This window comes from Rhodococcus sp. 14-2470-1a (genome assembly GCF_002259425.1).
GTDB lineage: Bacteria > Actinomycetota > Actinomycetes > Mycobacteriales > Mycobacteriaceae > Rhodococcoides > Rhodococcoides fascians_E.
Window position 1 is genome coordinate 182304 of sequence record NZ_NPFZ01000010.1, and the last position, 24782, is coordinate 207085.

The window sequence follows — 24782 nt, forward strand, 5'->3', positions numbered from 1 at the left end:
CTACAGCGGAGTCATGCCGAGGACCGTGCCTGCGGAGACGTAGATCCAGTCCTCACCGCGCGGAATGGCTGTGCCCCACCACGAGGTATCGACGTCGGTGTCCACGATTGCGTCGAACGGCGCGCGCCACAGTGTTTCACCGGTGCGCATGTCGAGCGCGAGGAGCGCCTCGCCGTCCTCTCCGACGGCGATGCTGTCGGAGAAGCCTGATGGGTTGAGTGAGCTCGGCTCGTCGCGGCGCCAGAGTTCCTCTCCCGTGCGGAGGTCGATCGCAGACGTCGATGAAGTGGCCGGATCGCGCAGCAGTCCGATGTCACCGATCACGGCGACCAACGCGCTGACAGCTTGACCGCCGACATCCTGGATCAGCGGAGGGTATGTCCACAGCTTCTCGCCGGTTTCGCGGTCGAATCCCGAATCACCCAGTACGACAGGTACGGTCGCATCGGTCGGGCTGTCGACGTATGGATTGTGCGCCGCGCCGGAATCCACCCGCGCCAAGTCCTGGCCTTCGGGCGCGCGCAAGACTTCGGTGACACTGTCGTAGGTGGTGCACTCCACTTGGTTCTGTACCACCACACCGCCGGTGACCAACCTCGACGACGTGATACACAGATCGGGTTCGACACCGGTCAGTTCTTCGCCGGTGCGTGCGTCGAATGTCGCACTCTGCCAGGCTGTCCCGACCAGTCCGATGCCGTCGCGGACGGTCAGGGCTGCGCCGGAGAAGATCTCCTCCCAACCGCCGCCTGCCTCGAATTGTCGAACCCAGGTGGCCGACAGATCGTCGACCGTGCCTGCGTGCACGCGCACGTCGTAGTTTTCGGCGTCGCCCTCCACGACGTAGAGGGTGTCGTCGGCAACGGCAACGGCGAAAACGGATTCGTCGACCGGACGACGTTCGACATCACCGGATTCGGCGTCGAACGTGACGATTTCGTACTTCTCCGCAGCTGCGTAGCACACGATCTTTCCGTCGAGTGGAGTGTCGCTGCACTGCGATACGGCCGCGGCGGGGGTCTGCCAGCGGAGCTCACCGGTGTTCGCGTCGATCCCGATCATGACCGGGTCTTCCAATGAGTAACCGTCTCTGTTCACCCCGGCTGCGGATACAAGAGTGTCGCCTACTTCGATCGCCGATGGTGCGTTGTTCGGGAATACCACTCCGGCACGGGGATCCACCAACTCGGCCCACGGGCGATCGAGTGCGGTGGCGACGTCGAACGACCAGGCCAGCCCGGGCGTTCCGTCGTCGGTTCCGGTGATCTTCTTCGCCGTCGGTGGGGTGTGCTGAAACAGGACCACTCCGGCTGCCGTCACCGTGACAGCAGCGAAGACCGCAGCGGCCGCCAGCGTCCAGGCACTCCGGTCGGCCATCAGGAGACCTCCAGACCCGGCGTCAGGGCGATCGATTCCAGGAGTTCGATCGAAAGCGATTGAGAACCTGCAGAACTGGCCGAGATCTGCACACGGGTTCCGCCCGGCCGCGTCACGGTGACAGTGTTGGAGGAGCGCTGCTGGTAGTCACCGTCGCCTTCGCCCGTGACACCGTAGTAACCGGCCGACGTCTGCACGACGGTCCCGTCGGCGAGGGAACGGAACGTGTCCTGTGTGCCCGAGTACGGGTCCGGCCGGATCTCGTCCTCGACCGGTACGGCCTGGCCCCCGGCGATGCTCAGCTGCAGTGTCTCGTCGGCGCCGACGACGTTCGATGCCATGCACAGCGTGTCCAAACCCATGTCCGACGGTTGGAGCGTGTCGAGCTTGCGATCGAGGGCCACCGCTCCCAGGTCGACCGATGCGAGTGCGGAGTTCAGTCGTTGCTGGTCTTCACGTGTGAGATCGGGTCCCCCGTTCTCGGTGTAACCGCTGCATCCTTCGCTCGGCGGGGGTGTGCCGGGCGGAACCGGCGTGCTCACTCGTAGTGCGGGTTCTGTTGCGATCAGTTCCAATTCGGGGAGCGTCAACGGGATTTCTCCGCTGTTCGCCGGCTCCGGTGTATTGGTTCTGTCGTCGGCGCTCACGTGAATCCAGGTTCCGTCGGTTGTGTACGCCTGCACGCTGCGACTGATGGTGCGGACGCCGTTGATCTCGGCCCAGGTGTCGAGCAGATCGACGACCGTGCCGTCGGGCAAGGTCTTGCGTTCGTCGAGCGAACCTGCGACGCAGTCCGGCACCGTGTGTGGCCCTTGTTGCGCACTGACCTGGACCGAGCCCGACGCGTCGCCGCGGTTTACTGCGCCCCAGGCGTCGGTCGATCCGCTGTAGGGGGGTTCGTCGCCGTCGCCGAAGTCGAAGATCGGGCCGAACAGCAGCGATTGTTGCGGCGCGGCGAAGGCGAGTTCGACGTCGTCGGGAAGCGCCGAGGCGACGGCGTCGGACATGGCGGTTGCTTTGGGTCCGTTGAACCATGGGAACCTGGGGTTGTCGTAGGACCGCTCCCCGACGAAGCTCATGCTGAATCTCTCCTCGTCCGCTTCGACGACGGTGTCGCATCCGGGGATGGGCGCGGAGGTATCGACCGGCTCACTCACCCGCACGTATTCTTCGGGTGCGGTCGGCTCGGGTTCGACAGTGGGAGATGTTGCTGCCGTTGTCAGTTCGGGCTCGGCAGGAGCCTGCAGAGCTCCGGCCACGACAATTCCGACCGCGACGATACTGACGACGACGAGACCGTCGGTCCACCGCGCTTTGGCCGATCTTTCGCTCATGATGCTCGCCGCCTACTCGATGTCAGTACGACGGCATTGTCGTTCGTACCGACAGGTTCGTTACGAGAGGCGGGTGATCTGGACAATACCGACAGACCGCGACACCTACAACCGATGTGCTTGCCGAGGCGGTAGCGTCCGACCGATGCGAATTCTTGTTGCTGCCAGTGGCGGTGAAGGCCATCTCGGTCCGCTGCTCCCCTTCGTCGACGCTGCGGCCGAGGCCGGTGACGACGTCACCCTCGTCGTGCCACCGGGGCAGGTGGCCACTGCGCGGTCGACGGGTGCCGATGTACGCGCCGTCGATGCACCGCCTGCCGACGAGGTGGCCCGGGTGCGGCGGGCGTTGGCGTCGAGCGACCGGGAGGTGCGGGTACGTGCTGCCGAGGTCGAGTTGTTCGGCCGCATCAACACTGCGGCGGCACTGGAGAAGACCGTCGCTGCGGTGGCTGATGTCGAGCCTGAGTTGATTCTGCGGGAACCCTGCGATTACGCGAGTGCCATCGCCGCGGTGCGGAGCGCAGTACCTGTGGCCACGGTGGGCATTTCGCCTGGACTTGCCGATATTTCCGGCTTGCGCATGGCGAGCCGAGTCATCGAGGATTACGCACCGGGTGTCACGACGACACTGGAGGCCGCTCCGTATCTGACGCGTTTCCCGGGCGACGATCCGACGGGGTATCCGGATACGCGCCGTTACGGATTCACGATCGATCTCGATGCGCGTACCGAACAGAACCCGCCGTTGGTGTGGCTGACGATGGGCACGGTCAACACGCAGCTCGAGAACATTCGCGGCACGTGGGATGCTGCGGTGACCGCGTTGGCCGACCTCGATGTGCGCGTCCTGGCCAGTACCGGCCGCGGTGGGTCGACTGTGCGCGGCACCGATCGCATGGAGGTCGTCGACTGGATCGAGCTGCAGGACATTCTCTCTCGTGCAAGTGTCGTCGTATGTCACGGGGGTTCTGGCACGACGCTGGCAACGCTGGCCGCGGGTGTTCCGTTGGTGACCGTTCCGATGATCGCGGATCAGCCGACCAACGCAGCGATGGTCGAGAGCTTGGGCGCGGGAATCACCGTCGCGCCCAGCTCGCCCGCCGCCGGTCTGACCGTCGAGGATGCTCCGCGGTTGCGTCGCGCGATCCACGATGTCCTGACCGATCCCTCCTACCGTTCCTCGGCACGCCGAGCAGCGACCCGGTTTTCCGAAGTCCCGTCGGTGAGCGAACGCTTGGCCCAACTCCGGCTCACGTGACGAGGCCCTCGCTCCTCAGCCATTCGTAGGCGACGTCGGCGGGATCTTCGCCTTCGATGTCGACCTTGCCGTTGAGTTCCTGCATCAGGTCGTCGGTGAGGCGCTCGGAGATCACCCCGACGAGGTCGGCGATTTCCGGGTGCGCTTCGAGGACGGGTGCGCGGACGACGGCGGTGCCGCTGTAGGGCAGGAAGAACTTTCGGTCGTCCTCGAGCACGGTCAGGTCGAGGTTCTTGATGCGACCGTCGGTGGTGTAGACCATGCCGAAGTTGCAGGGCGAGCTCTGGGCGGTGGAGGTGTACACGACGCCCGCGTCCATACGGGTGACGTTCTTGCCCTCTACGCCGTTCGGTCCGTCGAGGGGAATGTCGTAGGTGTCGAGCATCGGACCGAATCCATCTGCGCGGGAGAAGAATTCGTCGTCGACGCAGAAGGTGCGGTCGTTCGGGGGCAGCGCGGCTACGTCGGACAGGGTTTTCACACCGAGCCGCTCCGCGGTGGCCGAGGAGGCCGCAAAGGCGTAGGTGTCGTTGAAGTTCGCCGGCGGCAACCATTCCAGGTTGTTGGAGCTGAGTTCGAGGTCGTGTACTCGCTGCCACAGCTCGTCGGGATCGGCGATCGTCTCGGTTTCACCGTGGTAGTTGACCCAGCCGGTGCCCGTGTACTCCCAGAGGATGTCCGCGTCTCCGTTCAGCTGGGCCTGGCGTGACGACGCCGATCCTGGTGCCCCGGTGAGGTCGCTGACGTTGGCGCCGGCTGCCGCGAGGTACGTCGCGGTGATCTTGCCGAGCAGTACGCCCTCGGTGAAGCTCTTCGAGGTGACGACGAGAGATGCGCCGTCCAAGGGTTTTTCGCCGTCGGTCAGGCTGGTGGACTGGAAGGTGCCGGACGAGCTGACGAGTCCGCAGCCGGCGGCGACGCTCGCGATGAGCGCGAGGGCTCCGACCCGTAGAGAATGCCGAATCATGCCACTCCTCGTGGGGTTGCGAACAGTTCGACGAGGCGTCCCAGCCAGTCGATCGTCAGCGCCAGCAGCGCGACGAGGATGGCGCCGGAGATGAGCAGCTTCGGGAGGAACAGCGTCACGCCGGTCGTGATGAGGGTGCCGAGGCTGGTGGCGCCGATGAACGTGCTCAGCGTCGCGGTGCCGACCAGGATGACCAGCGCGGTCCGCACTCCGTTGAGAATGACGGGAACGGCCAACGGCAGCTCCACCTGGACGAGTGTGCGGATACCGGAGTACCCGATGCCTCGGGCGGCTTCGATGGTTCGCTTGTCCACCTGGTCGATGCCGACGATGGTGTTCTGGAGGATCGGCAGGATGGCGTACACGACCAGGCCGACGACGGCCGTCCGGAAGCCGGTGCCGAGCCACATCGTCAGCAACACGATCAGTCCGACGGCGGGTGCGGCCTGGCCGATGTTGGCGAAGTTGATCGCGAACGGTTTGAACGGCTTGACCTTCTCGCGGGTCAGCAGGATGCCGAGCGGGATCGCGATGACGACGACGAACACGGTTGCCGTCAAGGTCAATTGGATGTGGTCGAGGATCGTGGTCTTCAGGGTCGACCAGCCGAGCGATGCTTCTTCGGTCGGAGTGAGCGTCGTCGATCGGTACCAGAGGAAGTAGCCGACGCCCAGAACGATGATGAGCAGCGGCTCGAACCACACGTCTATCGGTGTGCGGCGCAGTCGATTCATGTGGCCGACCCCTCCGCGTGCTGGGTGTAGGAGACGTGCCCGTCGCCCTCGCGGGCTTCGTCGAGTTGTCCACGGACGACCGACATGACGGTCTTGATGGTCAGCGACCCTGTGACGACGCCGCGGCCGTCGGTGACGACGACTCCGCCCTGGCTGGCGGCGAGCATGACGTCGAGTGCGTCGTTGAGCGTCGACGACGGTGCGACGACGGGTAGGCGCGGGTCGATGTAGTCGGAGACCGTGTCCTTGGTGGCGACTTCGTCGAGCGATGGCCAGGACCGTGGTTTGCCGTGCTCGTCGACGACGACGATCCAGGTCACGCCTGCGGCGCGTGCGCGGCCGATGACTTCCTGCGAGGAGTCGCCGACGCGTGCGGTGACGACGGGCTCGTGTTCGACGTCCTTGACCCTCGAGAGCGTCAGGTGGGCAAGCGTCGCGCCGGAGCCGATGAACTCTTCGACGAAGGCGTTGGCGGGCTTGGCGAGAATTTCCTCGGGGGTGGCGTACTGCTCGATCTTTCCGCCTTCGGAGAGGATGAGCACCTTGTCACCGAGTTTGGTGGCTTCCTCGAAGTCGTGGGTGACGATCACGATGGTCTTGGCGACTTCGTGCTGGATCGCGATGAGGCTGTCCTGCAGGCGGACTCGGGTGATGGGGTCGACGGCACTGAAGGGCTCGTCCATCAGCAGAACCGGTGGGTCCGCCGCGAGTGCACGTGCGACGCCGACGCGCTGTTGCTGTCCGCCGGACATGTCCTTGGGGAGTCGGTCTCGGAAGGTGTCCGCGTCGAGGCCGACGAGGTCGAGGAGGTATTCGGTGCGCTCGGCGATGCGCTTCTTGTCCCAGCCCAGCACTCGGGGGATGGCGCCGATGTTCTTCTGCACCGACCAGTGGGGGAAGAGTCCGCCTGCCTGGATGACGTATCCGATGGACTGACGCAGCTTGTCGGGATCCTCGCCGGTGACGTCGCGGTCGCCGATGAAGAGCCTGCCCTCGGTGGGCTCGATCAGCCGGTTGATCATCTTGAGGGTCGTCGTCTTGCCGCAGCCGGACGGACCGACGAAGGCGACGATGTGTCCGGCTTCGATCTCGAGGTCGATCTTCTGGACGGCGGGCTTGGTCTGGCCACGATACTGCTTGACGACGCCGTCGAGCCGAATCGAAGCACCCGAGACGGTGCGGTCGGTGTCGGTCATGACAATCCCTTCGAGATGGTGAGGCGCCCGAGAAGGACGAGCAGGGCGTCGAACACCAATGCGATGACGACGATGAGAACGGTTCCGGTGACTGCCATTTCGACGGAGTTGGTTCCGCCGAGCCTGGACAGTCCGTTGAAGATGAGCGATCCGAGGCCGGGTCCGAGGACGTAGGCGACGATCGCGGCGACGCCGACGACCATCTGGGTGGACACGCGGATGCCGGTGAGAATCACGGGCCACGCGATCGGTAGCGATACGGAGACGAGAATTCGCCAGCGGGACAGTCCGATTCCGCGGGCGGATTCGATGGTCGCGTCGGGTACCGATCGCAGTCCGACGATCGCGTTTCCGATCACGGGCATCGCGGCGAAGAACGCGAGCATGATGAACGACGGCACCACGCCGAGCCCGAACGGGACGATGAGCAGTGCCAGCAACGCGAGCGACGGGATGGTCAGTGCCACTCGACTGCTCGTCAATGTCAGAGCCGAGAACAACGGGAGTCGGTGTACCGCGACCGCGACGACTATCGCGACGAGACTGCCGACGAGAACAGTTTGAAATGCCAGTGACGCATGCTGATACGTCAGAAAGGAGAGGAACTGCCCCCGCCCCTGAAGATAGTTCCACAAATCCACGCGTATCTCCCTTTTGCAGCCGCGTATTTCACCGAACACAGTGCTGCCGGTTTCAGTTCGGGGACGTTACCGACATTTCCCCGCCTTCGCGGGGTTTTACCCCTCCGGCGGGTGTAGGGTCGGTGCGCGCGAAAACGGGATCGTGGCCCGTTCACCTGCAGGGATTCCGACCTCGGGGACGCTTCGCGGAACGCCGGTCGCACTTAAAATCAGCTCGAGCAGAATTGCCCGCTCCCGTGGTCGCCGGACCGTCGAGCGGTCGGGTTCATCGAAGAAAATGAGCGACTCGACGGGATCGAGCGCGGCTCGCGGGCGGGCCGACGGTTTGCGGACACGCGCGGTCGACAGGGGCCCCACGCTGGGGCGACGCCTCGGGTACCGTTATCGGACCGGGAAGTTCGGTAATGAATTGTCGCCTACTCCCGATGAACCAGACACATTCCGAGCCAGGAGGGACATGCCGAACCGCAGCCGAGCACCCAGGCACGCTGCTGCCCTGGTGAGCGCGGCTGTCTCGGTGGGGGCTGCGGCCCTGCTGCTCGCCGGATGTACCGCCGACGCCGAGGCTCCGACGCCGGTGAGTTCCGCGGCACCCACCACGACCGCGGCCGCGGACAGCACGTCCACCAGTTCGGTGCCGCCGCCTGCACCTGCCGCCGAGGCGACGACGCCCCTGTTGGTGCCACCGAGTGTCATTGCCTCGGCGTCCGAGCCGCCGCCGTACGAGCCACCGTCGTACGAGCCACCGTCGTACGACCCGGCGACGCAACCGCAGGACGTCACCTACGATCCGCCGCCGGTCGCCTCTTTCGATCCGCCCGAGCCCGTGACGCCGCCTCCGAACCCGATCGACTCGCGAGGATTCCCGCTGGGCACGACGTGTGGGCCGGTGTCCTGCACCTCTCCCGACGGTCTGATCTTCGTCAATCCCGAAGCGGTCCCCAATTTGAGCGACCGGGGCTTCGACCTGTGTGATCACACGTACTGTCCGCCTCCGGGACTGCAGATCGTTCCGGATCAGCTGCCGTCGACGGGCAGCTCGGGCGGGACTCCGACGTCACCTCGCTGAGTGCGTACGGCACAATTCGGGCGTGCTGAAGACGCGGCGGTATCGCATTCTCCTCGCCGGCGGAGTTCTGCTGGTGATCGTCGCGGGGTTGCTCCTCGGCCCACTCAGGAAGCCTGCGCTGTACGTATGGAATGCCGAGTGCTTCGGCTGGAGTACCTCCGACAGTGGAGTTCGTATCGCCGCTCTCGGCGATTCCATCGCGGAGGGAAACTCGGCCGTCGGGTGGGGAATCCACGGTGACACCTCGTGGTATTCCCATCTGGTGTGCGGGGCGGACGCACGCGGCGCCGATGCAATCAATGCAGGTCGACGAGGGCAGACGACGGCTCAGATCCGGGCCCGTATCGACGAAGTCCTGGACGCGGAACCCCAGGTACTGGTCGTGGGCGGTGGCACGAACGATCAGGCCCGCGGGGTGCCGCTCGAGCAGACCATGGACAATCTTCGTTTCATCCTGGACAAGGCGCGCGATATCGAGACGGTTGTACTGACGACGGTGCCGCGGTCGAGATCTGCGACGGACGATCGTCTCGACACTGCGATCAGAATCCTTGCGGCTGAGCGTGGGATCCCCCTCGTCGATTTCGCGTCGACGCTGACACGACCGGGCGCGACGTTCGACGGAATCCATCCGACGGCCGATTCGGCCAGGATCATGGCAGATCAGGTGGCCGATGCCGCCGGTCTGCGCGTAAGAATCGCGTCGAGCGAATAGCTCACCCGAATCGTCTCGATAGTCCACTATTGACGCCATGAACTCGGACCACGGCATGTCGACTCTCCCTGATGTGGAGAGCGCGCAGTCGATCACGGCCGTCCTGTTGTCCGCCGGCGGGGAGTCCGACGGGTGGTCCGGCGAGGTGCTCGAGGCACTGTGCCGCACCCATGCGCGTGCGCATCTGCATTTCATCCTTCCTCCACCGTCGAACATCTCCATTCAGTTGTGCAATTCGATGTCGGCGGCGTTCGGCGCGTTCACCGGTCCGTTGCCGGATTACTCGTCTGCGGAGACCGTGATCGAGAACCTTGCCGAGCAGTTGGCACCGACGGGGCGCGGATGGTCGTGGGCCCCGAGTCCGTCGGTGATCGGTAAGTCGGCGACTGCTCGCTCGAAGCCTCGTACGGTGCTCGGAGCTCGTCGTCGGCCGCTGTACGCACTGTGGTTCCGGGCGTTGAATTATCGGCCCATCTGACCGTTCACGGCTTTCGTTCACACCGATCCACCCACCTAGGTGAGCAGCGGCAGCAGCTGGTCGCCGATGCGCGCGACCTCTCGGGCGTAGGGGGTGTCGGACAGCACGAAGTGGCTGACGCCAAGGTCCGCGTAGCGCTCCAGGGCCGCCGCGACTTCTGCTGCCGTTCCGACGAGCCAGGTGGTTCCGGCTCCGCCTCCGCCGTGCCTCCCCGGCGCGGTGTAGAGGTTGGTGTCGAGAACATCGCCTCGTTCCGCGAGGTCCAGAAGCCGCTGCTGTCCGGTGGCGTCCCGAGGATTGGCCGGGCGCAGCGGATCTTTCCGGCCCGCCATCTGCGCCACCTTGGCTTCCGCGTCCCGCCACGCTTCCTCGGCGGTGTCACGGATCAGAGTGGTGACGCGAAGACCGAACTGCAGTGGTTCGTGTTCTCGTCCCACTTTGTCGCTCAACACCTTCAGGCGGTCGATGCGTTCGGCGACGCCGTCGAGCGGCTCACCCCAGAAGAGTTGAACGTCGGCCTCGGCGGCCGAGACTTCCTCCGCGGCAGCGGACGCGCCACCGAAGTACAGCCGGGGTCGGCCACCGTCGGGCAGCCGGGGAACGACGGTCGAGTTCTCCACCTGCCAGAACTCGCCGTCGATGCTGACGTTCTCCTCGGCCCACAACGTGCGCACGATCTTCAGGAATTCCCGCGTGCGGTCGTACCGTCGTGACTTGTCGAATTCACCGTCGCCGTAGGCTCCCAGATCGTCGGTGCCACTGACGATGTTGACGAACACCCGACCTCGGGTCAGCGAGTAGAGCGTCGCTGCTGCGCTCGCGAAGTGAGCGGGCTGCCAGTACCCGGGCCGGATCGCGATGAGCGGGGTGAAGTTCTCGGTCCGCGCCGCGAGAGCCGTGGCGACGGTGAAGGTGTCCGGCCTCCCCCATCCCGTTCCGATCAATGCTCCTCCCCAGCCGTGCTTTTCGGCGAGGAGAGCCTGCTCGACGGAGAATTCGAGCGTCCCCCAGCCGTCGACGGTGTCGTCGCCTCGGTGGCCTGGTGAGGTCGTGTTGGGGATGTACCAGAGGAATTCGCGGCTCACGTGAAGGTTCTCCGTTTCGTCGTGCGCGTGGGTGTCAGGAAGGAAGGGGCGCTTCGGTGCCCAGGTTCTCCGGCTGAATCGAGCGATGCCCCGCCACCTGATCGGCCAGCTTCGCGAGCCTGGCTTCCTGATCCGCCGTCAACGTGACCGCCAGCGCACCGGCGTTCTCGCGGACGTACTCGGCGTGCCGCGTTCCAGGAATGGGCACGACGTCGTCGCCGCGTCCGAGAATCCACGCCAACGCCACCTGCGACGGTTTCACACCGAGATCGGCTGCGACCGCGACCACCTCGTCGGCGAGGCCTTTGTTGGTCTGGAAGTTCTCGTCGGCGAAGCGGGGGTGGTCCACCAACCTGCCCTTGATGTCCTCTTTGGTGTGCACTGCGCCGGTCAACCACGCGCGTCCCAGCGGGGAGAAGGGCACCAGCGCGATGCCCAGTTCTCGCGCGACGGGCACGGTGGATGTCTCGATGTCCCGGCTGAACAGTGACCACTCGCTCTGAATCGCTGCGATCGGGTGTACGGCGTGAGCGCGGCGGATGGTGTTCGGTCCTGCCTCGGACAGTCCGATGTGGCGGATCTTGCCGGCGTCGACGAGTTCCTTCAGCGCGCCGACGGTGTCCTCGATGGGGACCGTCGGATCCACGCGGTGGAGGTAGTAGAGGTCCACGTGGTCGACGTCCAGCCGTCGCAGTGACGCGTCGATGGCGGTCCGGACGTACTCGGGGCTGCCGTCGATTTTCGCGTTCGGATTGGTCTCGCGGTCGAGCGGGTTGCCGAACTTGGTTGCGAGGACCACCTTGTCGCGTCGACCCTGCAGCGCTTTGCCGAGCAGGATCTCGCTGTGTTCGGGTCCGTACACGTCGGCGGTGTCGAAGAACGTGATGCCGGAGTCCAGTGCCGCATCCACGACGTCGGTGGCGGCACGTAGGTCCTCGGGGCCGGAGCCGGTGCGGAAGCTCATGAAGCCGACGCCTGTCCGCGAGACCACTGGTCCGTCGGTGCCGAGCTGTCGTGTCGATGTGTCCGTCATGTCTTCTCCTTGATTGTTGTCGATCGGTCGGTCGCGATGTCAGCCTGAGTGTTGTGCGAGGTTGTCTCGCAGCGTGGTTCCGGAGTATTCGCGGCGGTGTACTCCGCGTCCCCACAGCAACGGAACGATGTGGTCGGCGAACTGCGGCAACGACTCCACGAATACCGTGAACCCGTCGGCCGCGCCGCGCTCCGTCCACCCGATCAGGTCGTCGGTGATGGACTCGGGGGTGCCGAAGACCCGGCGATGACCGCCTCCGCCGAGGACGATGAATCGGCGGAGCGTGAGTTCGCGGTTGCTGCGGGCGAGATCGGCTCCGCCCTGGGCGAAGCCGATCGATCGTGTGGTGTCGGTGACCGCCACCTGGGGTGGTACCGGTCCGTCGAGGTCGATCTCGTCCGGGTCGAGGTCGAATCTGGATGCGAAGCGGTGCAGCGCATCCGTTCCGTCGAGTGCGTTCTCGGCGTCGTGCAGCAGGCGATCCACCTCGTTAGTGGTACTTCCGACGGAGAAGAAGATGCCGGGCAGAACGAGGACGCCCTCGGATCCACCGCGGGTGTTTCGCGTCTCCTTGTTCAGTCGCTCGCGGTAGTCCCGGGACGCGTCTTCCGTGAGGCCCACCGAGAACACCGCGTCGGCGAATCTGGCTGCGGTCTCGATTCCTCGATCGGACCCACCCGCCTGGAACAGCACCGGTCTGCCCTGCCGGGAACGCGGTAGTTGCAACGGGCCTGCGACGGAGAAGAATTCGCCGACGTGGTCGACGGGCTCTCGTCGGAGATTCTCCAGGTCCCAGTCCTCGGTGACCTCGTCGCGCCACGAATCCCAGAGCGCCAGAACCACCTCGGTGAATTCGTCGGCCCGACGGTACCGTTCCTCCCGCGGCGGTGGTTCGCCGCCGCCGAAGTTCCGCGCGACGGTCGGGTCCATCGTGGTGATGATGTTCCAGCCGGCTCGGCCGTGGGAGATGTGGTCGAGCGACAGAATCGACCGAGCCAGCGCGTACGGCGTCGAGTAGGTCGTCGACGCCGTCGCGACGAGACCGACGTGCTCGGTCTCCCGGGCGAGCGCCGGCAGCACTGTCAGCGGATCCAGGTACGCGAAGCCGCGCCCGCCGGGAGGAATGCCGTGCGAGTCGGCGAAGAACACCGCGTCGAGCCTCGCCTGCTCGGCGAGTCGAGCCGAGCGGACGAAGTCGTCGATGTCGACGAACGGATGCGTCGCGCCCGGCCCTTGCAGAGCGCCCGGGATGAGATTGGTGGTGAAGCGCAGGTACCGGCTCATGCGCCGTGGAACGGCTCTCCCGAGACTGCCTCGGACTGTCGTCCGTCGACACCCACCGGTACGTCCCCTTCGAGCGTGACGCGGTAGAGCACTCGGTCGTGGCCGAGGTGTCCGGCGTCGGCGATCGCGAGGTGAGCGGTTTCGCGGTTGTCCCAGAACGCGACACTGCCGGGCTTCCACTGGAATCGGACCGTGTACTCGGTCTTCGACGCCTCGGCCCACAGCAACTCGAGCAGCCGCTCGCTCTGGTCCGGGGTGAATCCGCGGATTTCGCGTGCGCCGCGAGTGAATCCGGGGCTGACGAACAGCGCACGCTCGCCGGTCAGTGGGTGGACTCGAACAGCCGGGTGGTACGCGACGAGGTTGGCTTCCTTGATCTTTCGGTCGCGCTGGCTGCCGGCGGCTGCTCGTGCCTGGAACTGGTGCTTGATGTCGAGTGTGTCGACGAAGTTCCGCAGTTCCTTCGGTAGGTTCTCGTACGCGGCGACGAGGTTGGCCCAGGCGGTGTCACCGCCGTAGGGCGGGAGGATGTCCGCCCGCAGGATCGACGCTGCCGGCGGGTTGATCAGGGCGGTGACGTCGGTGTGCCAGCTGTGGTCGTAGGACGTGCGTTTGCGGCCGAGGTTCTTGTCGTAGCGCCTGCTGTCGATCGGCAGGATCTCCGGGAATCCTTCCGGCGGGTTCTCCTCGTGCGGATGAGCCGGGGTGACCTTGCCGAACTTGCGGGCGAACGCGACCTGCTCGGCGTGCCCGATCTGCTGGTCGCGGAAGAACACGACCTTGTACTGGTTCAAGGCGCCCTGGATCTCGGTGACGGTGGCGTCGTCGAGGTCGTCACGGAGGTCGACGCCGGTGATCTGCGCGCCGATGTAACCGGCGACGGGAACTACGTCCAGGCCTACGGCTGTGTCCGGTGAAGCGGTCATGCTGTGTCTCCTTTTTCGTTGGGCTCCCAGGTGGGGATCGATCGGACGAGCTTTCGGGTGTACTCGCTGGTGGGCGCCGAGAACACGTCCTCGGTGCGGCCTGCTTCCTGGACGACTCCGCGGCGCAGGACGGTGACCGTGTCCGACAGCTGGCGTACGACGGACAGGTCGTGCGAGATGAACAGGTAGCTGACGCCGAGCCTGACCTGTAGCTCGATCAACACCTGCAGGATCTGTGCCTGCACGGTGACGTCGAGCGCGGACGTCGGTTCGTCGAGCACCAGTACTTTCGGGCTCAGGCTCAGTGCCCGGGCGATGGCGACTCGTTGTCGTTGGCCTCCGGACAGCGCGCGTATTCTTCGGCGCAGGAACGTCTGGTCCAGTCCGACGAGATCGAGTACTTCGACCGCGCGTTCCCTCCGCCCGGTTCGTGAACCGATCTTGTACCGCACGAGCGGTTCCGCCACGAGTTGCTCCACGGAATACGTCGGGTCGAGCGAGTGGAAAGGGTTCTGGTACACCAGCTGTAGGTGCCTGCGGGCATCACGCAGTCCACGTGTACCGAGGTGGGAGATGTCCTGTCCGGCCACGACTATCTGTCCAGCGTCCGGTTCCTCCAGTCGCAGGACGAGCCTGGCCAGGGTCGACTTGCCGGAACCCGATTCGCCGACGAGTGCGTGCGTCCGGCCTGCCGGGATCTCGAAGGACACACCGTCGAGAGCTTGAATGCGGTGCCGACCGACGTCGAAGGCCTTGTGGATGTCGACGACCGACAGGGCGGGTTCGGTATCAGGCAGGGCGCGTTCGGCCTTCGCCGCTGCGAATCGATCGGGGTCGATGCTGGGAATGTCGCCGATCAGGTTCCGTGCGTACGTGGACTTCGGATCGGCCAGGACCTCCGCCGACGTTCCGGACTCTTCGACTCTGCCTCGGTTCAGCACCACGACGGTGTCCGCGCGCTCGGCGGCGAGTGACAGATCGTGGGTGATGAGCAGAACCGACAGGTCCCGCTCGGTTTTCAACCGATCGATCAGGTCCAGGATCGTCTTCTGGATGGTGACGTCGAGCGCCGACGTCGGTTCGTCCGCGACGATCAACGCAGGTCGCTGCGAGATCGCGATACCGATGAGCACGCGCTGCAGTTGACCGCCGGACAGTTGGTGCGGGTACGAGTGCAGCGCCCGCTCCGGCGTCGGGATCCCCACCGAATCCAGCAGTGCGACAGCCTGATCGTGGAAGTTCCTCGGCTGTGCGTATTCCGGGAGGCCGGAGGATCGGAACGCCTCGAATATCTGGCGATCGATCCGCCGGACCGGATTGAGCGACGCCGTGGGATCCTGCGGCACGAACCCGATGCGCCGTCCGCGGATTCGTCGAAAGTCGCGCTCCCGCAGCCGCAGGATGTCCCTCTCTCCGAACTCGACCGTCCCACCGACGGCAACGCGGTCGCCGAGAAGTTTCAGAACGGCGCCGACGACCGTCGACTTGCCGGATCCCGATTCGCCGACGATCGCCACCGTGCTTCCGGCTCGAACGTCGAACGAGACACCCGAGACCGTCGGGTGATTCAGGTTGCCGTCGTACGCTACCGCGAGATCACGGACGGCCAGCAGTGGTGCCGGGTCCGAGATCGAGTGGGCGTTCTCGCGCAGTTCCGCCGTTGCCGTCATGTCACCTGTCCTTGTTTCCGATGGACTTGCTGAGTTGCTGGAGAGCGAGCACCGACGCCACCATCACGACGCCCGGGGCGTAGACGAACCAGGGGTACCGGTAGAAGAAGTCCTTCCCCTCGGCCACCAACAGTCCCCAGTCCGGGCTGGGTGGCGGGTTGCCGTAGCCGAGAAACGCGAGGGCGGACACGTTGATGATGGCGAGCCCGAACTGCAGGACTGCCAGCGCCAGCACCGATCGATACACGTTCGGGAGTACGTGTTGGAACAGGACCGTCAGCGTGCCTCCGCCGATCAGCTTCGAGGATTCGACGAAGGCCGAGTTCTTCACTCGGAGCGTTTCGGAACGGATGAGCCGGGCGAACACGGCGATCGACGAGATACCCACGGCGATGGCGGCATTGACGCTCGCGAACCCGAGTGAGACGACGACGATGACGGCCAGCAGGAAGCCGGGGATCGCGAGCAAGGTGTCGATCACGCGGCCGAGGACGGCGTCGACGCCGCGCCCGAAGAATCCGGCGACGAGCCCGACGATGCTGCCCGCGACCGATCCGATGGCCACCGCGAGCAATGCGGTGAGTACGGCCGACCGAGTGCCGTGGATGACGCGGGTGAGAATGTCGCGGCCCAGTTGGTCGGTGCCGAACAGGTGGCTCCAGGACGGCGGCAGGAACTTGTCCGCGGTGGTCCCGAGGTATGGGTCCTGGCTGGTGAACAGGCCGGGTGCGATCGCCCATGCCGCGATCAGCAGGACGAACAGCAGCGCGGCGACGGTGTAGCCGTTGCGTGCCTTGGTGGCGGATCCGAGCACGGCAACCGCTCCCGTGACGGTGGCGGTGCGTGGGCGGTCGAGGATGCTCATGCCGTCACCGTCCGACGCAGGCGCGGGTCCAGGACGGGATACACGAGGTCGACGACGAGGTTGATCGCGAGGAACAGCACCGCCGCGAGTACCACGGCCGCCTGCAACACCGGAACGTCCTGCTCGCCGACGGCTTTCTCGACGACGCTGCCGACGCCGTTTCGGCCGAAGATCGCTTCGGTGATGATCGACCCGCCCAACAGATCGCCGACGATGATCGCGGTGATCGTCAAGGTCGGCAGCGCCGCGTTGGGCAGCAGGTGCCTGGTCAGCAATTCGAATTTGCCGATTCCCTTGGAGACGGCGACGGTGGCGTACTGCTCGGACCGCGCGGTGTCCAGCGCGCTGATGAACACCTGTGCGATCGGCGCCGACGCCGGGATGGCGAGGGTGACGGCCGGGTAGATCAGCGAGTCCACGCTGCGGAAGTCGCTGAGTACGAACAGTCCGAGCTGGAAGGAGAACACGTTGATGACGACGAGCCCGATCAGGAAGTTGGGCAGCGACAGGAACAGCGACGGGAATGCTCGAAGTACCCCGCCGCCGAATCTCGTCGGCAGGAAGAACGCGCCGACGGCGACGGCGGCTGCGAACACGATCGCGATGACGAATGCAGTGCCCGCGAGCTGCAGGGTGGACGGAACTCCCGACCACAACAGCGTCGACACCGGAAGGTTGGACGCATACGACAGGCCGAGATCACCGTGCAGCAGTCGTTCCAGCGCCACCCACAGCTGCTCCCAGGCCGGGCGGTCCAGGTTGAAGTAGACGAGCATCTCGGAGATTTCGTCGGCGGTGTATCCGTATTCGGGGTTGCTCAGCCTGCCGGACACGGGATCGCCCGGCAGCAACGTGACGATGACGAACACCACGATGTAGACGAGAAACACCGTCAGCAGAGCCTGCCCGATTCTCGAGAGCGCGTACCGCGTCGTGTGAGACAAGAGAATGAAGTCCTTACGTCGTTCGCCGGTTCGACTCGTCGATCCAGGCGTCGTAGAAGTTGATCAGCCCGAGACCGTCGACACTCAGGTCCTTCAGGTGGTTCGCGGCGCCCCAGGTCTGACGGAACTCGTGGATCGGTATGTACAGGGCGTTGTCGATCACGTACTCCTGCACCGCCTTGGACGCGTCGATGCGCGCGGGCTCCGATGTCGCCTGCACCAGCGTGGTGAGCAGGCCGTCGAGTTCCTCGCCCGGGGTCTTGAACTGATTGGCTTGCGAGCTGTGCCACCACCGCCACATCTCGCTCTGACTGCCTGCAAGCCAGTGGTTCTCGTACAGCGGCACGTCCGGCTGGGCCGTCACGGTGTTGTAGTTGGAGAAGTCGGTGCCCTTGATCTCGAGCCGAACCCCGATCCGACGCCAGTGCTGGGCGACCAACTGCAGGTCGGCCTCGGAGGTGGTGATGAACACCGAGGGGTAGATCAGCAGGCTCAGCTGCTCGCCGTCCTTGACGCGGTATCCGTCGCTGTCGCGGTCCGTCCACCCCGCCTCGTCGAGCAGACGGTTCGACAGGTCGGGGTCGTACGCGAATCTGTCGCGCAGATCCAATGTCCCTGGCACGATCTCGTTGAACGTCGACTTCGCTTCGGTCCATGCCCCGCTCGGGTAGTTGGTGGCGATGATGTCGGCGCGGTCGACGCCGTGGGTGAGCGCTCTACGCACTCGGATGTCGTCGAGATGTGCTGCGGTCAGGCGGAGTTGAAGACCCCAGACGCTGCCGAAGAACGTCGGCGCGATGAGGGTGAATCCGTCGGCGACGAACGGCTCCTCGGTCGGTTGGACGTAGTGGATGATGTCCACCTGGCCTGCCTGGAGGGATCCTCCGCGCAGCGAGGGTTCGATCACCTGCTGCACGGTGATCTTCTCGAGGTAGGCCGGGCCGTCGTGCGCGGTATCACTGCGCGGCCAGGAGTAGTCCTCTCGGCGGCGTAGCACCACCTCCTTGCTCGGGAGCCATGATTCGACGACGAACGGCCCGGTCCCGAAGATCTTGCTCAGATCGGACTGATCGGCGAGGCCGGCGTCGATCGTCGCGGGGGCAAGAATTCCGACGGTCGTCCACGCCCCGAGTTTCTGGATGAAGTCACCGAACGGTTCGGTCAGGCGAATCGTCACGTCGTACTCACCCGTCGCCTCCGCTACGTCGTAACTGGGCGGGAAGTACGCGGCTCTCGGGACTCCTCGCCCCTTGTCTCCCGTGCCCAACAGGTTCAGGTTCGACGCCACCGCGGCGGCGTCGAGCTTCTCGCCGTTGGAGAAGGTGACGCCCTGCCTGATGGTCAGGCCGAACTCGGTGCGGTCGTCGTTCTCGGTGAATCCTGTTGCCAGGTGCGGACGGAACGCGCCGTCGGCGTCGTAGTAGAACAGCCTCTCCACCACTTGGTTCCACACCTGCGCCACATGCCAGGATCCGGTGCTCTGCTGCTGGTATCCGTCGATCAACTTCTCGTTGAGGTACGTGACGGTACCGCCGGGTGTCGGGGAACCCGATGCCGCAGCACTCCCGGTCGGAGTGGTGGCGCCGCCGCATGCAGCCAGAAACCCGGTACCGACCAGCGCAGCCCCGAAACCGAGGAAGCGGCGTCGATCGAATTCGTGAGTCATGTGAGGAATTTCTGGCCCTTTCAGGATGATTCGTGGCATCGCCGGGGGAACGCACTCAGTGTGGGGTCCGTCGCCGCGAATACCAACGAAGTTCATCTACCGAAATGGTCAATTACAACTTAACGATGCGAATTCGGGCCTCCTACCTGCACGTTCGCCGCGACCGTCCGAAGGCAAGGGATGAAATCATGGTGAGCGTTACACGCTCTGGAATCATGCTGAGTGGAACTCGTGAATTCCGTGATCGAAGGGGTTACGTTGTGCGATGGCCGTTGTCGCAGCGTCGACCAGCTCGGCCTCGAACGTCATGGAGGTGGACGACATCACGGATCTCGTAGCGGACCAGGTGATCACGACAGCACCGTCGGAATCCGTCCTGGGCCTCATCGGAAACACACCTCTGGTGGACCTGGGAAGACTGGGATCCAGCACCGAGGCAACACTTCTGGGCAAGGTCGAGTTCGTCAATCCCGGAGGATCGGCCAAGGACAGAATCGCGGCGTCGATGATCGAACACGCCGAGCGCGAGGGTGCGTTGACCCCCGATTCTGTGATCATCGACGCGACGTCGGGCAACACCGGCGCCGGTCTTGCGATGATCGCGGCCGCCAAGGGGTACCGAACCATCCTGGTGGTGGCGGACAAGGTGTCGCCGGAGAAGATTTCGGTTCTTCGTGCGTTCGGGGCGGAGATCGTCCTGACCAGCGCCCAGTATCCGCTCGGCCATCCTCGAAACGCCCGTACCATCGTGACGCGTCTGGTGGAGCAGGTGCCGAATGCATGGACCTCGGCGCAGTACGACAACCCTGCCAATCCCGCCGCGCACTTCCGCGGGACGGGGCCGGAACTGTGGGAGCAGACAGAAGGCCGGATCACCCACTTCGTGGCCAACATCGGAACCGGTGGAACCATCAGTGGCACAGGGCGTTATCTGAAGGAAGTATCCGACGGCCGGGTCCAGATCATCGGCGCCGATCCCGTCGGATCGGCCTATTCGGGCGAGGTCACTCCGTACTACGTGGAGGGTGCGGGCCGCGCGATGCCCGACGGCGACTGGCCGACCACGTACGACACCGACATCGTCGACCGCATCATCCGGATCGACGACGCCTCCAGCTTCCGCAGCGCTCGGGCGCTGGCCCGCAACCATGGGCTGCTCGTCGGGATATCCTCGGGAACGGTGGCGGCTGCGACGGTCGAGTTGGCGCGCGATCTGCGGGCGACGGACACGGTCGTCTCGTTGCTCATCGACTCGGGTCGGGGATACCTGGGCAAGCTGTTCGACGACGCGTGGCTGACCGAGCGGGGGCTGCCGACTCCCGCCGACGAGGGATACTCCGACGTCGTCGACGTGCGAGACGAGGGTCGGGAACTGGCCGCCGACCTGGCCCATTTGGCGCCCACCTACTGACGTTATCTTTTCGTTATCACTCGGTGATGGCACCGTGATGGAACGATTTACGGCTACGAGACCTTCTGCTGCGAGAGTTGACCTCGACGAACTCACGACGCGAAGGCAGAGAACATGATCACTGCAGCACATCCACTGTCCGTCGACCTTGCTTCCGACCCACAGGAGCACGCTCCTCGGTTCACGATCGACACCGAGTCCTACTCCTCCGACTTCGCGGTGCTCCGGGCCACCGGCGAGCTGGACATGACCGCACGCTTGCCCTTGATGGACAGCATCGAGGAGCTCACCTCCGAGCACTCGGACGTCCGCGTCGACCTGTCGGCTGTCACGTTCATCTACTCCGGAGCCGCCAGCGTCATCGTCGACGCGGTCACGGCATCCACCGCCGAGGTTCGAATCTTCGCGCCGACCAGGCCCGTGCGCATGATCCTCGATGTCCTCGGTGCCGGCCACCTCATCGTCGACAGCCTCGACCCGCAGGAGTCGCAGCGATGACAGGCAACGACGACACCGGACCCGAGGAACGCGACGAGCAGCCGAGTACAACGCCGGGTACATCGTTTCTGCAGATGTTCCTGGAAGCGAAGAACTCTCCGGGGCAGAACTGACCGCATCTAGCGAGCAGTGACTGCGCGCGTGAGAAATTCGTGGTTCGACCGAGTTTTCGCGAGTTGCGTGACCAGTAGTTCGATTGCCTGCTGCGAATCGAGGCCGCTGAGCAGGTGTCGGACTTTCTGCACGGCCGAGTATTCCTCGGCCGACATCAGTAGTTCGTCTTTCCTGGTTCCCGACGGGTTGACGTCGATGGCTGGGAAGATTCTTCGTTCGGCGATCTTGCGATCGAGTTTGAGGTCGGCGTTACCGGTGCCCTTGAATTCCTCGAAAATGACTGTGTCACCTTGGGAGCCGGTTTCGACGAGGGCTGTTGCGATGATGGTGAGCGATCCACCGTTCTCGATGTTGCGGGCGGCACCGAGGAAACGTTTCGGCGGATAGAGCGCTGTGGAGTCGATTCCTCCGGAGAGAATCCGGCCCGACGCGGGCGAGGAGTTGTTGTAGGCGCGCCCGAGTCGGGTGATGGAATCCAGGAGCACCACAACGTCTTCACCGCTTTCGACGAGACGCTTGGCTCGCTCGATTGCCAGTTCGGCGACGGCCGTGTGGTCCGTCGGCGGCCTGTCGAACGTCGACGCGATCACTTCGCCCTTCACCGACCGCATCATGTCGGTCACTTCTTCCGGGCGTTCGTCGACGAGGACCACCATGAGATGGCACTCGGGATGGTTGAGCGCGATGGCGGCGGCGATGTCCTTGACCATTGTGGTCTTACCCGCTTTCGGCGGTGACTGGACAAGCGCGCGTTGACCTTTGCCGATGGGCATCACGAGGTCGACGATGCGGGTGGACAGGCGGTCGGGAGTGGTTTCGAGCCGCAGCGCTGGTTGGGGTACAGCGGGGTCAATGCGTCGAACTTCGGGCGCTTCTCCCCGGCGTCTCGGCCGTTGATGTCGTCGACGCGAACGAGTGCGTCGAACTTTTGACGTGTTTTCTCCGGTGCACGTGCGGCGCCGGTGACGAGATCGCCTGTACGTAACCCTTTCTGGCGCAGGATGTTCGACGGTATCTGAACGTCGATGGGTCCTGGCAGGTAGCCGGTGGTCCGTAGAATGGCTGTGTTGCCGTGGATGTCGACGATGCCGGAGACCGGGCGTAATTCCGATTCCGACACCGCATTCGATACAGGTGTGGCGTGTGCTGTGGTCATGAGTCTCTACTTCCGAGATTCGCGCGAAACGCGATGTGAGCGGGAAACGAGAATTTCCCCCGATAGGTCCTCGACGCGGACCGTATCGGTCGGCGGAGAACTACCGCCAAGCTACATCAGCACTCCGGGTTCCACAACCCCCTCAGAAACCTGCCCGGTCACGCAGGGTGCGAATCGCCTGGTCGGACTCGGACAGAAGCGCCTCGGTGTCGACCCTGACCAATTCGTGGTCACGCTTGTGGACGACCCCGTCGATCATGACGAACGACACGTTCGACGGCCGGGCTGCTCGCACTGCGAGGCTGGTCGCGTCGTATATCGGGGCTGTGTTGAGTGCGTCGGCGTCCACCAGGATGATGTCCGCCGGTCGACCCACGGCCAGTACACCGGCTGAGTCGCCGAATCCGATGGACCGTGCGCCTGTGGCCGTGGCCCAGTCGAGGACGCTCGCGTCGGTGACGGTGCCCTGTTTCGTCTGCATTCCGCCGGGGAGGTCGGCCGTCAGTTTCATCACCTCGAACATGTCGGCGGTGCCGGACAGTACCGTGTTGTCCACCGACAGCCCCAGCGTCACTCCCGAATCTCGAAGGGCCGCAATGGGAGGGAGCCCGTAGCCCACCTGCAGCTCCGTCCACGGGCTGATCGACACCGCCGTTCGTGTCCGTGCGATGGTCTCGAGGTCGGCCGGTGTCGCGGCGGTCAGGTGAACCAGCTGCACGTCGGGTCCCAGCCCTCCCCTGGCGTCCAGCTTGGCGATCCCGCCGAGCGCCGCGGCGGCAGCGTCGGACGCCATGTGCGTCGTGATGGGAAGTCCGAGGGAACGTGCGACGTCCGATTCCTGCTGCCACACAGCATCTCCACCAGAAAGTAGCCGTAAACACGTCTCACCGCTCGGCCCGACGCCTCCCCCGCACCATCGCGTCGACTCCGCCGACGGCGAGCAGTATTCCGAGCAGCGTCAATCCTGTGTACGCACGGGGCGCCCAGATGTCGAGAACGAGGTACTGCCAGAGCGTCCACCCGACGGCGACGATGCCGACGACGCCGGCGAAGACGCGTGCACCGGGGATGTCGACGATCACGGCCGCCGCACACACCAGGGGTGCGATTCCGAGGGCTACGAGCACGAAGGCGCCTGCGTAGCGGTAGTCCCAGGTGTGCCATTCGGGGAGCATGTCGACGCTCAGGCCCAGGGTGCCGCCGTCGGGATCGGAGACCAGGGCGATGCCGTTGAACAGCCCTGCTGCGCCGAGCATCAGCAGCACCGCTGCGGTGACGAACTTCTTCACACCTTCACCTTGCCGCATTCGGGCACAAAATTGCCCCCGACCCATGACGGGTCGGGGGCAATCCCGAGTCGGAGGGAAATCAGATTCCCATGCCCTTGGCGAGCACCGGCCACGAGTCCTTCAGGGCCTGCTCCCAGTACGGCCAGTAGTGCGTGCCGACCGGCGGGAACTGGTACGTCGCCGGGATTCCGATGGAGTCCAGCTTGTTCTTCAGGTTGTGCGAGCAGAAGTTGGTGGCGCCTTCGATGACGATGCCGAGACCGAGGTTGATGACACCCTGAGGTCCGTTGCCCTCGGTGTAGTAGCGGATGTCCTCGGGCTGGGGGTTGCCGTTACCGCTGGAGATGTACAGCTCGGTTCCGCGGAGCTTCTCGGCGTTGACGACCGGGTCGTTCTCGACCCACGCCGGGTCGTTGTCCGGGCCGTACATGTTGATGGTGTTACCACCCTTCCATGTCTCGACGGAGAACTTCACGAACTGGCGGCCGATGGGATCGGCGATCTGTGCGCATCCGCTGTACGCGGCGACGGCGCCGTACAGGCCGGGCTTGGCTTCGGCGAGCTGCAGAACCGAGGTACCGGAGGTGGAGACACCGGCGATCGAGTTCTTGCCGGTGGAGCCCAGGGTCTCGTCGAGCAGGGGAGGCAGTTCCTCGGTGAGGAAGGTCTGCCACTTGTTGACGCCGAGGACCGGGTCTTCCTGCTTCCAGTCGGCGTAGTAGCTGCCCTTGCCGCCGATGGGGAGCACGAGGTTGACGTGCTTGTCGGAGAAGAACTCGAGCGCGTCGGTCTGCTGCTGCCAGCTCGCCGATCCTTCGCCTGCGTCGAGGCCGCTGAGCAGGTAGGCGTTGGGGGCGGGCTTGGACTCGTCCAGAGGGCGCTGAACCTCGACGGTGATGTCTTTGTTCATCGCGGCGGAGTAGACCTGAAGGTTCCAGTTCCGCCCGTCCTTGTCGATCGACGAGACTGCAGGCGCCTTCGCGGGCTCGGCCGTCGCGACGCCGCCGAGAGCGGTCATTGCCAGAGTGCCTGCCGCGATGAGTGCAGCGGCGCGTAGTGAAGAAAGCTTCAT

At 64.9% G+C, this 24782-nt stretch carries 23 protein-coding genes and 1 pseudogene; 6 read left to right on the forward strand and 18 right to left on the reverse strand.

Going from position 1 to position 24782, the window contains the following annotated elements; translation table 11 throughout:
* Entirely contained in the window at positions 1 to 1377 is a 1377-nt protein-coding gene (locus CH292_RS05565; protein ID WP_094654186.1) for a PQQ-binding-like beta-propeller repeat protein, read from the reverse strand.
* Entirely contained in the window at positions 1377 to 2711 is a 1335-nt protein-coding gene (locus CH292_RS05570; protein WP_094654187.1) for a hypothetical protein, read from the reverse strand. The genes CH292_RS05565 and CH292_RS05570 overlap by 1 nt, the downstream gene beginning before the upstream one ends.
* Before the next feature lie 145 nt (positions 2712 to 2856).
* Between CH292_RS05570 and CH292_RS05575 the strand changes: the two genes are divergently transcribed.
* Positions 2857 to 3969, forward strand: coding sequence for a glycosyltransferase (locus tag CH292_RS05575; RefSeq protein WP_094654188.1), 1113 nt, complete (start codon positions 2857 to 2859; stop codon positions 3967 to 3969).
* Here the strand turns inward: CH292_RS05575 and CH292_RS05580 are convergent.
* Genes CH292_RS05580 through CH292_RS05595 form a run of 4 tightly spaced genes read right to left on the reverse strand, consistent with a single transcriptional unit; the run spans position 3962 to position 7507 of the window.
* Positions 3962 to 4936, reverse strand: a complete 975-nt coding sequence (locus CH292_RS05580; RefSeq protein WP_037139450.1) for a glycine betaine ABC transporter substrate-binding protein — start codon at positions 4934 to 4936, stop codon at positions 3962 to 3964. The genes CH292_RS05575 and CH292_RS05580 overlap by 8 nt on opposite strands.
* Positions 4933 to 5670: an ABC transporter permease gene (locus tag CH292_RS05585; protein WP_026347574.1), complete on the reverse strand. Its 738-nt coding sequence runs from the start codon at positions 5668 to 5670 to the stop codon at positions 4933 to 4935. Before CH292_RS05585 ends, CH292_RS05580 begins: the two co-directional genes overlap by 4 nt.
* A complete protein-coding gene (locus CH292_RS05590; RefSeq protein WP_019663895.1) occupies positions 5667 to 6866 on the reverse strand; it encodes an ATP-binding cassette domain-containing protein in 1200 nt (399 codons plus the stop codon). Before CH292_RS05590 ends, CH292_RS05585 begins: the two co-directional genes overlap by 4 nt.
* A complete protein-coding gene (locus tag CH292_RS05595) occupies positions 6863 to 7507 on the reverse strand; it encodes an ABC transporter permease (RefSeq protein ID WP_019663896.1) in 645 nt (214 codons plus the stop codon). The genes CH292_RS05590 and CH292_RS05595 overlap by 4 nt, the downstream gene beginning before the upstream one ends.
* A gap of 457 nt (positions 7508 to 7964) precedes the next feature.
* Between CH292_RS05595 and CH292_RS28820 the strand changes: the two genes are divergently transcribed.
* From CH292_RS28820 to CH292_RS05615, 3 genes are read left to right on the forward strand one after another with little or no spacing between them, the layout of a single operon-like run.
* The gene (locus tag CH292_RS28820) at positions 7965 to 8576 is read left to right on the forward strand and encodes a hypothetical protein (RefSeq protein WP_155949762.1); all 612 of its coding nucleotides are present in this window, start codon (positions 7965 to 7967) and stop codon (positions 8574 to 8576) included.
* Between the two features lie 22 nt (positions 8577 to 8598).
* The gene (locus CH292_RS05610) at positions 8599 to 9291 is read left to right on the forward strand and encodes a GDSL-type esterase/lipase family protein (RefSeq protein WP_020110711.1); all 693 of its coding nucleotides are present in this window, start codon (positions 8599 to 8601) and stop codon (positions 9289 to 9291) included.
* A gap of 37 nt (positions 9292 to 9328) precedes the next feature.
* On the forward strand, positions 9329 to 9769 hold the full coding sequence (locus CH292_RS05615) for a hypothetical protein (RefSeq protein ID WP_020110710.1): 441 nt from the start codon (positions 9329 to 9331) through the stop codon (positions 9767 to 9769).
* Positions 9770 to 9804: 35 nt separating this feature from the next.
* Here CH292_RS05615 and CH292_RS05620 read toward each other — a convergent pair whose 3' ends face one another.
* Genes CH292_RS05620 through CH292_RS05655 form a run of 8 tightly spaced genes read right to left on the reverse strand, consistent with a single transcriptional unit; the run spans position 9805 to position 19242 of the window.
* Positions 9805 to 10854, reverse strand: coding sequence for an LLM class flavin-dependent oxidoreductase (locus tag CH292_RS05620; protein ID WP_037139461.1), 1050 nt, complete (start codon positions 10852 to 10854; stop codon positions 9805 to 9807).
* 34 nt (positions 10855 to 10888) lie between these two features.
* On the reverse strand, positions 10889 to 11887 hold the full coding sequence (locus CH292_RS05625) for an aldo/keto reductase (RefSeq protein ID WP_094654189.1): 999 nt from the start codon (positions 11885 to 11887) through the stop codon (positions 10889 to 10891).
* 39 nt (positions 11888 to 11926) lie between these two features.
* A complete protein-coding gene (locus tag CH292_RS05630) occupies positions 11927 to 13171 on the reverse strand; it encodes an NtaA/DmoA family FMN-dependent monooxygenase (protein ID WP_094654190.1) in 1245 nt (414 codons plus the stop codon).
* Positions 13168 to 14097, reverse strand: a complete 930-nt coding sequence (locus tag CH292_RS05635; RefSeq protein ID WP_094654191.1) for a TauD/TfdA family dioxygenase — start codon at positions 14095 to 14097, stop codon at positions 13168 to 13170. Before CH292_RS05635 ends, CH292_RS05630 begins: the two co-directional genes overlap by 4 nt.
* Entirely contained in the window at positions 14094 to 15767 is a 1674-nt protein-coding gene (locus CH292_RS05640) for an ABC transporter ATP-binding protein (protein WP_094654192.1), read from the reverse strand. Before CH292_RS05640 ends, CH292_RS05635 begins: the two co-directional genes overlap by 4 nt.
* Position 15768: 1 nt before the next feature.
* The gene (locus CH292_RS05645) at positions 15769 to 16632 is read right to left on the reverse strand and encodes an ABC transporter permease (protein ID WP_020110689.1); all 864 of its coding nucleotides are present in this window, start codon (positions 16630 to 16632) and stop codon (positions 15769 to 15771) included.
* Positions 16629 to 17576, reverse strand: coding sequence for an ABC transporter permease (locus tag CH292_RS05650; protein ID WP_094654193.1), 948 nt, complete (start codon positions 17574 to 17576; stop codon positions 16629 to 16631). The genes CH292_RS05645 and CH292_RS05650 overlap by 4 nt, the downstream gene beginning before the upstream one ends.
* Positions 17577 to 17589: 13 nt before the next feature.
* Positions 17590 to 19242, reverse strand: a complete 1653-nt coding sequence (locus CH292_RS05655; protein WP_094654194.1) for an ABC transporter substrate-binding protein — start codon at positions 19240 to 19242, stop codon at positions 17590 to 17592.
* Positions 19243 to 19507: 265 nt separating this feature from the next.
* On the opposite strand from CH292_RS05655, the gene CH292_RS05660 reads away from it, so the two are divergent.
* Together CH292_RS05660 and CH292_RS05665 are read left to right on the forward strand one after the other, a co-directional pair.
* Positions 19508 to 20653, forward strand: coding sequence for a PLP-dependent cysteine synthase family protein (locus tag CH292_RS05660; protein ID WP_094628521.1), 1146 nt, complete (start codon positions 19508 to 19510; stop codon positions 20651 to 20653).
* Positions 20654 to 20767: 114 nt separating this feature from the next.
* On the forward strand, positions 20768 to 21151 hold the full coding sequence (locus tag CH292_RS05665; protein WP_019663918.1) for an STAS domain-containing protein: 384 nt from the start codon (positions 20768 to 20770) through the stop codon (positions 21149 to 21151).
* Between the two features lie 119 nt (positions 21152 to 21270).
* Here CH292_RS05665 and rho read toward each other — a convergent pair.
* The 4 genes and pseudogenes from rho to CH292_RS05685 form a co-directional block, all read right to left on the reverse strand.
* A pseudogene (gene rho, locus CH292_RS05670) lies at positions 21271 to 22370 on the reverse strand (transcription termination factor Rho); the annotation flags it as partial.
* 193 nt (positions 22371 to 22563) lie between these two features.
* Positions 22564 to 23271 (reverse strand): amidohydrolase family protein, encoded by a 708-nt coding sequence (locus CH292_RS05675; RefSeq protein WP_256977942.1) that lies wholly within the window; start codon positions 23269 to 23271, stop codon positions 22564 to 22566.
* 34 nt (positions 23272 to 23305) lie between these two features.
* Positions 23306 to 23710 (reverse strand): hypothetical protein, encoded by a 405-nt coding sequence (locus CH292_RS05680; protein ID WP_230593838.1) that lies wholly within the window; start codon positions 23708 to 23710, stop codon positions 23306 to 23308.
* 79 nt (positions 23711 to 23789) lie between these two features.
* On the reverse strand, positions 23790 to 24782 hold the full coding sequence (locus CH292_RS05685; RefSeq protein WP_019663923.1) for an alpha/beta hydrolase family protein: 993 nt from the start codon (positions 24780 to 24782) through the stop codon (positions 23790 to 23792).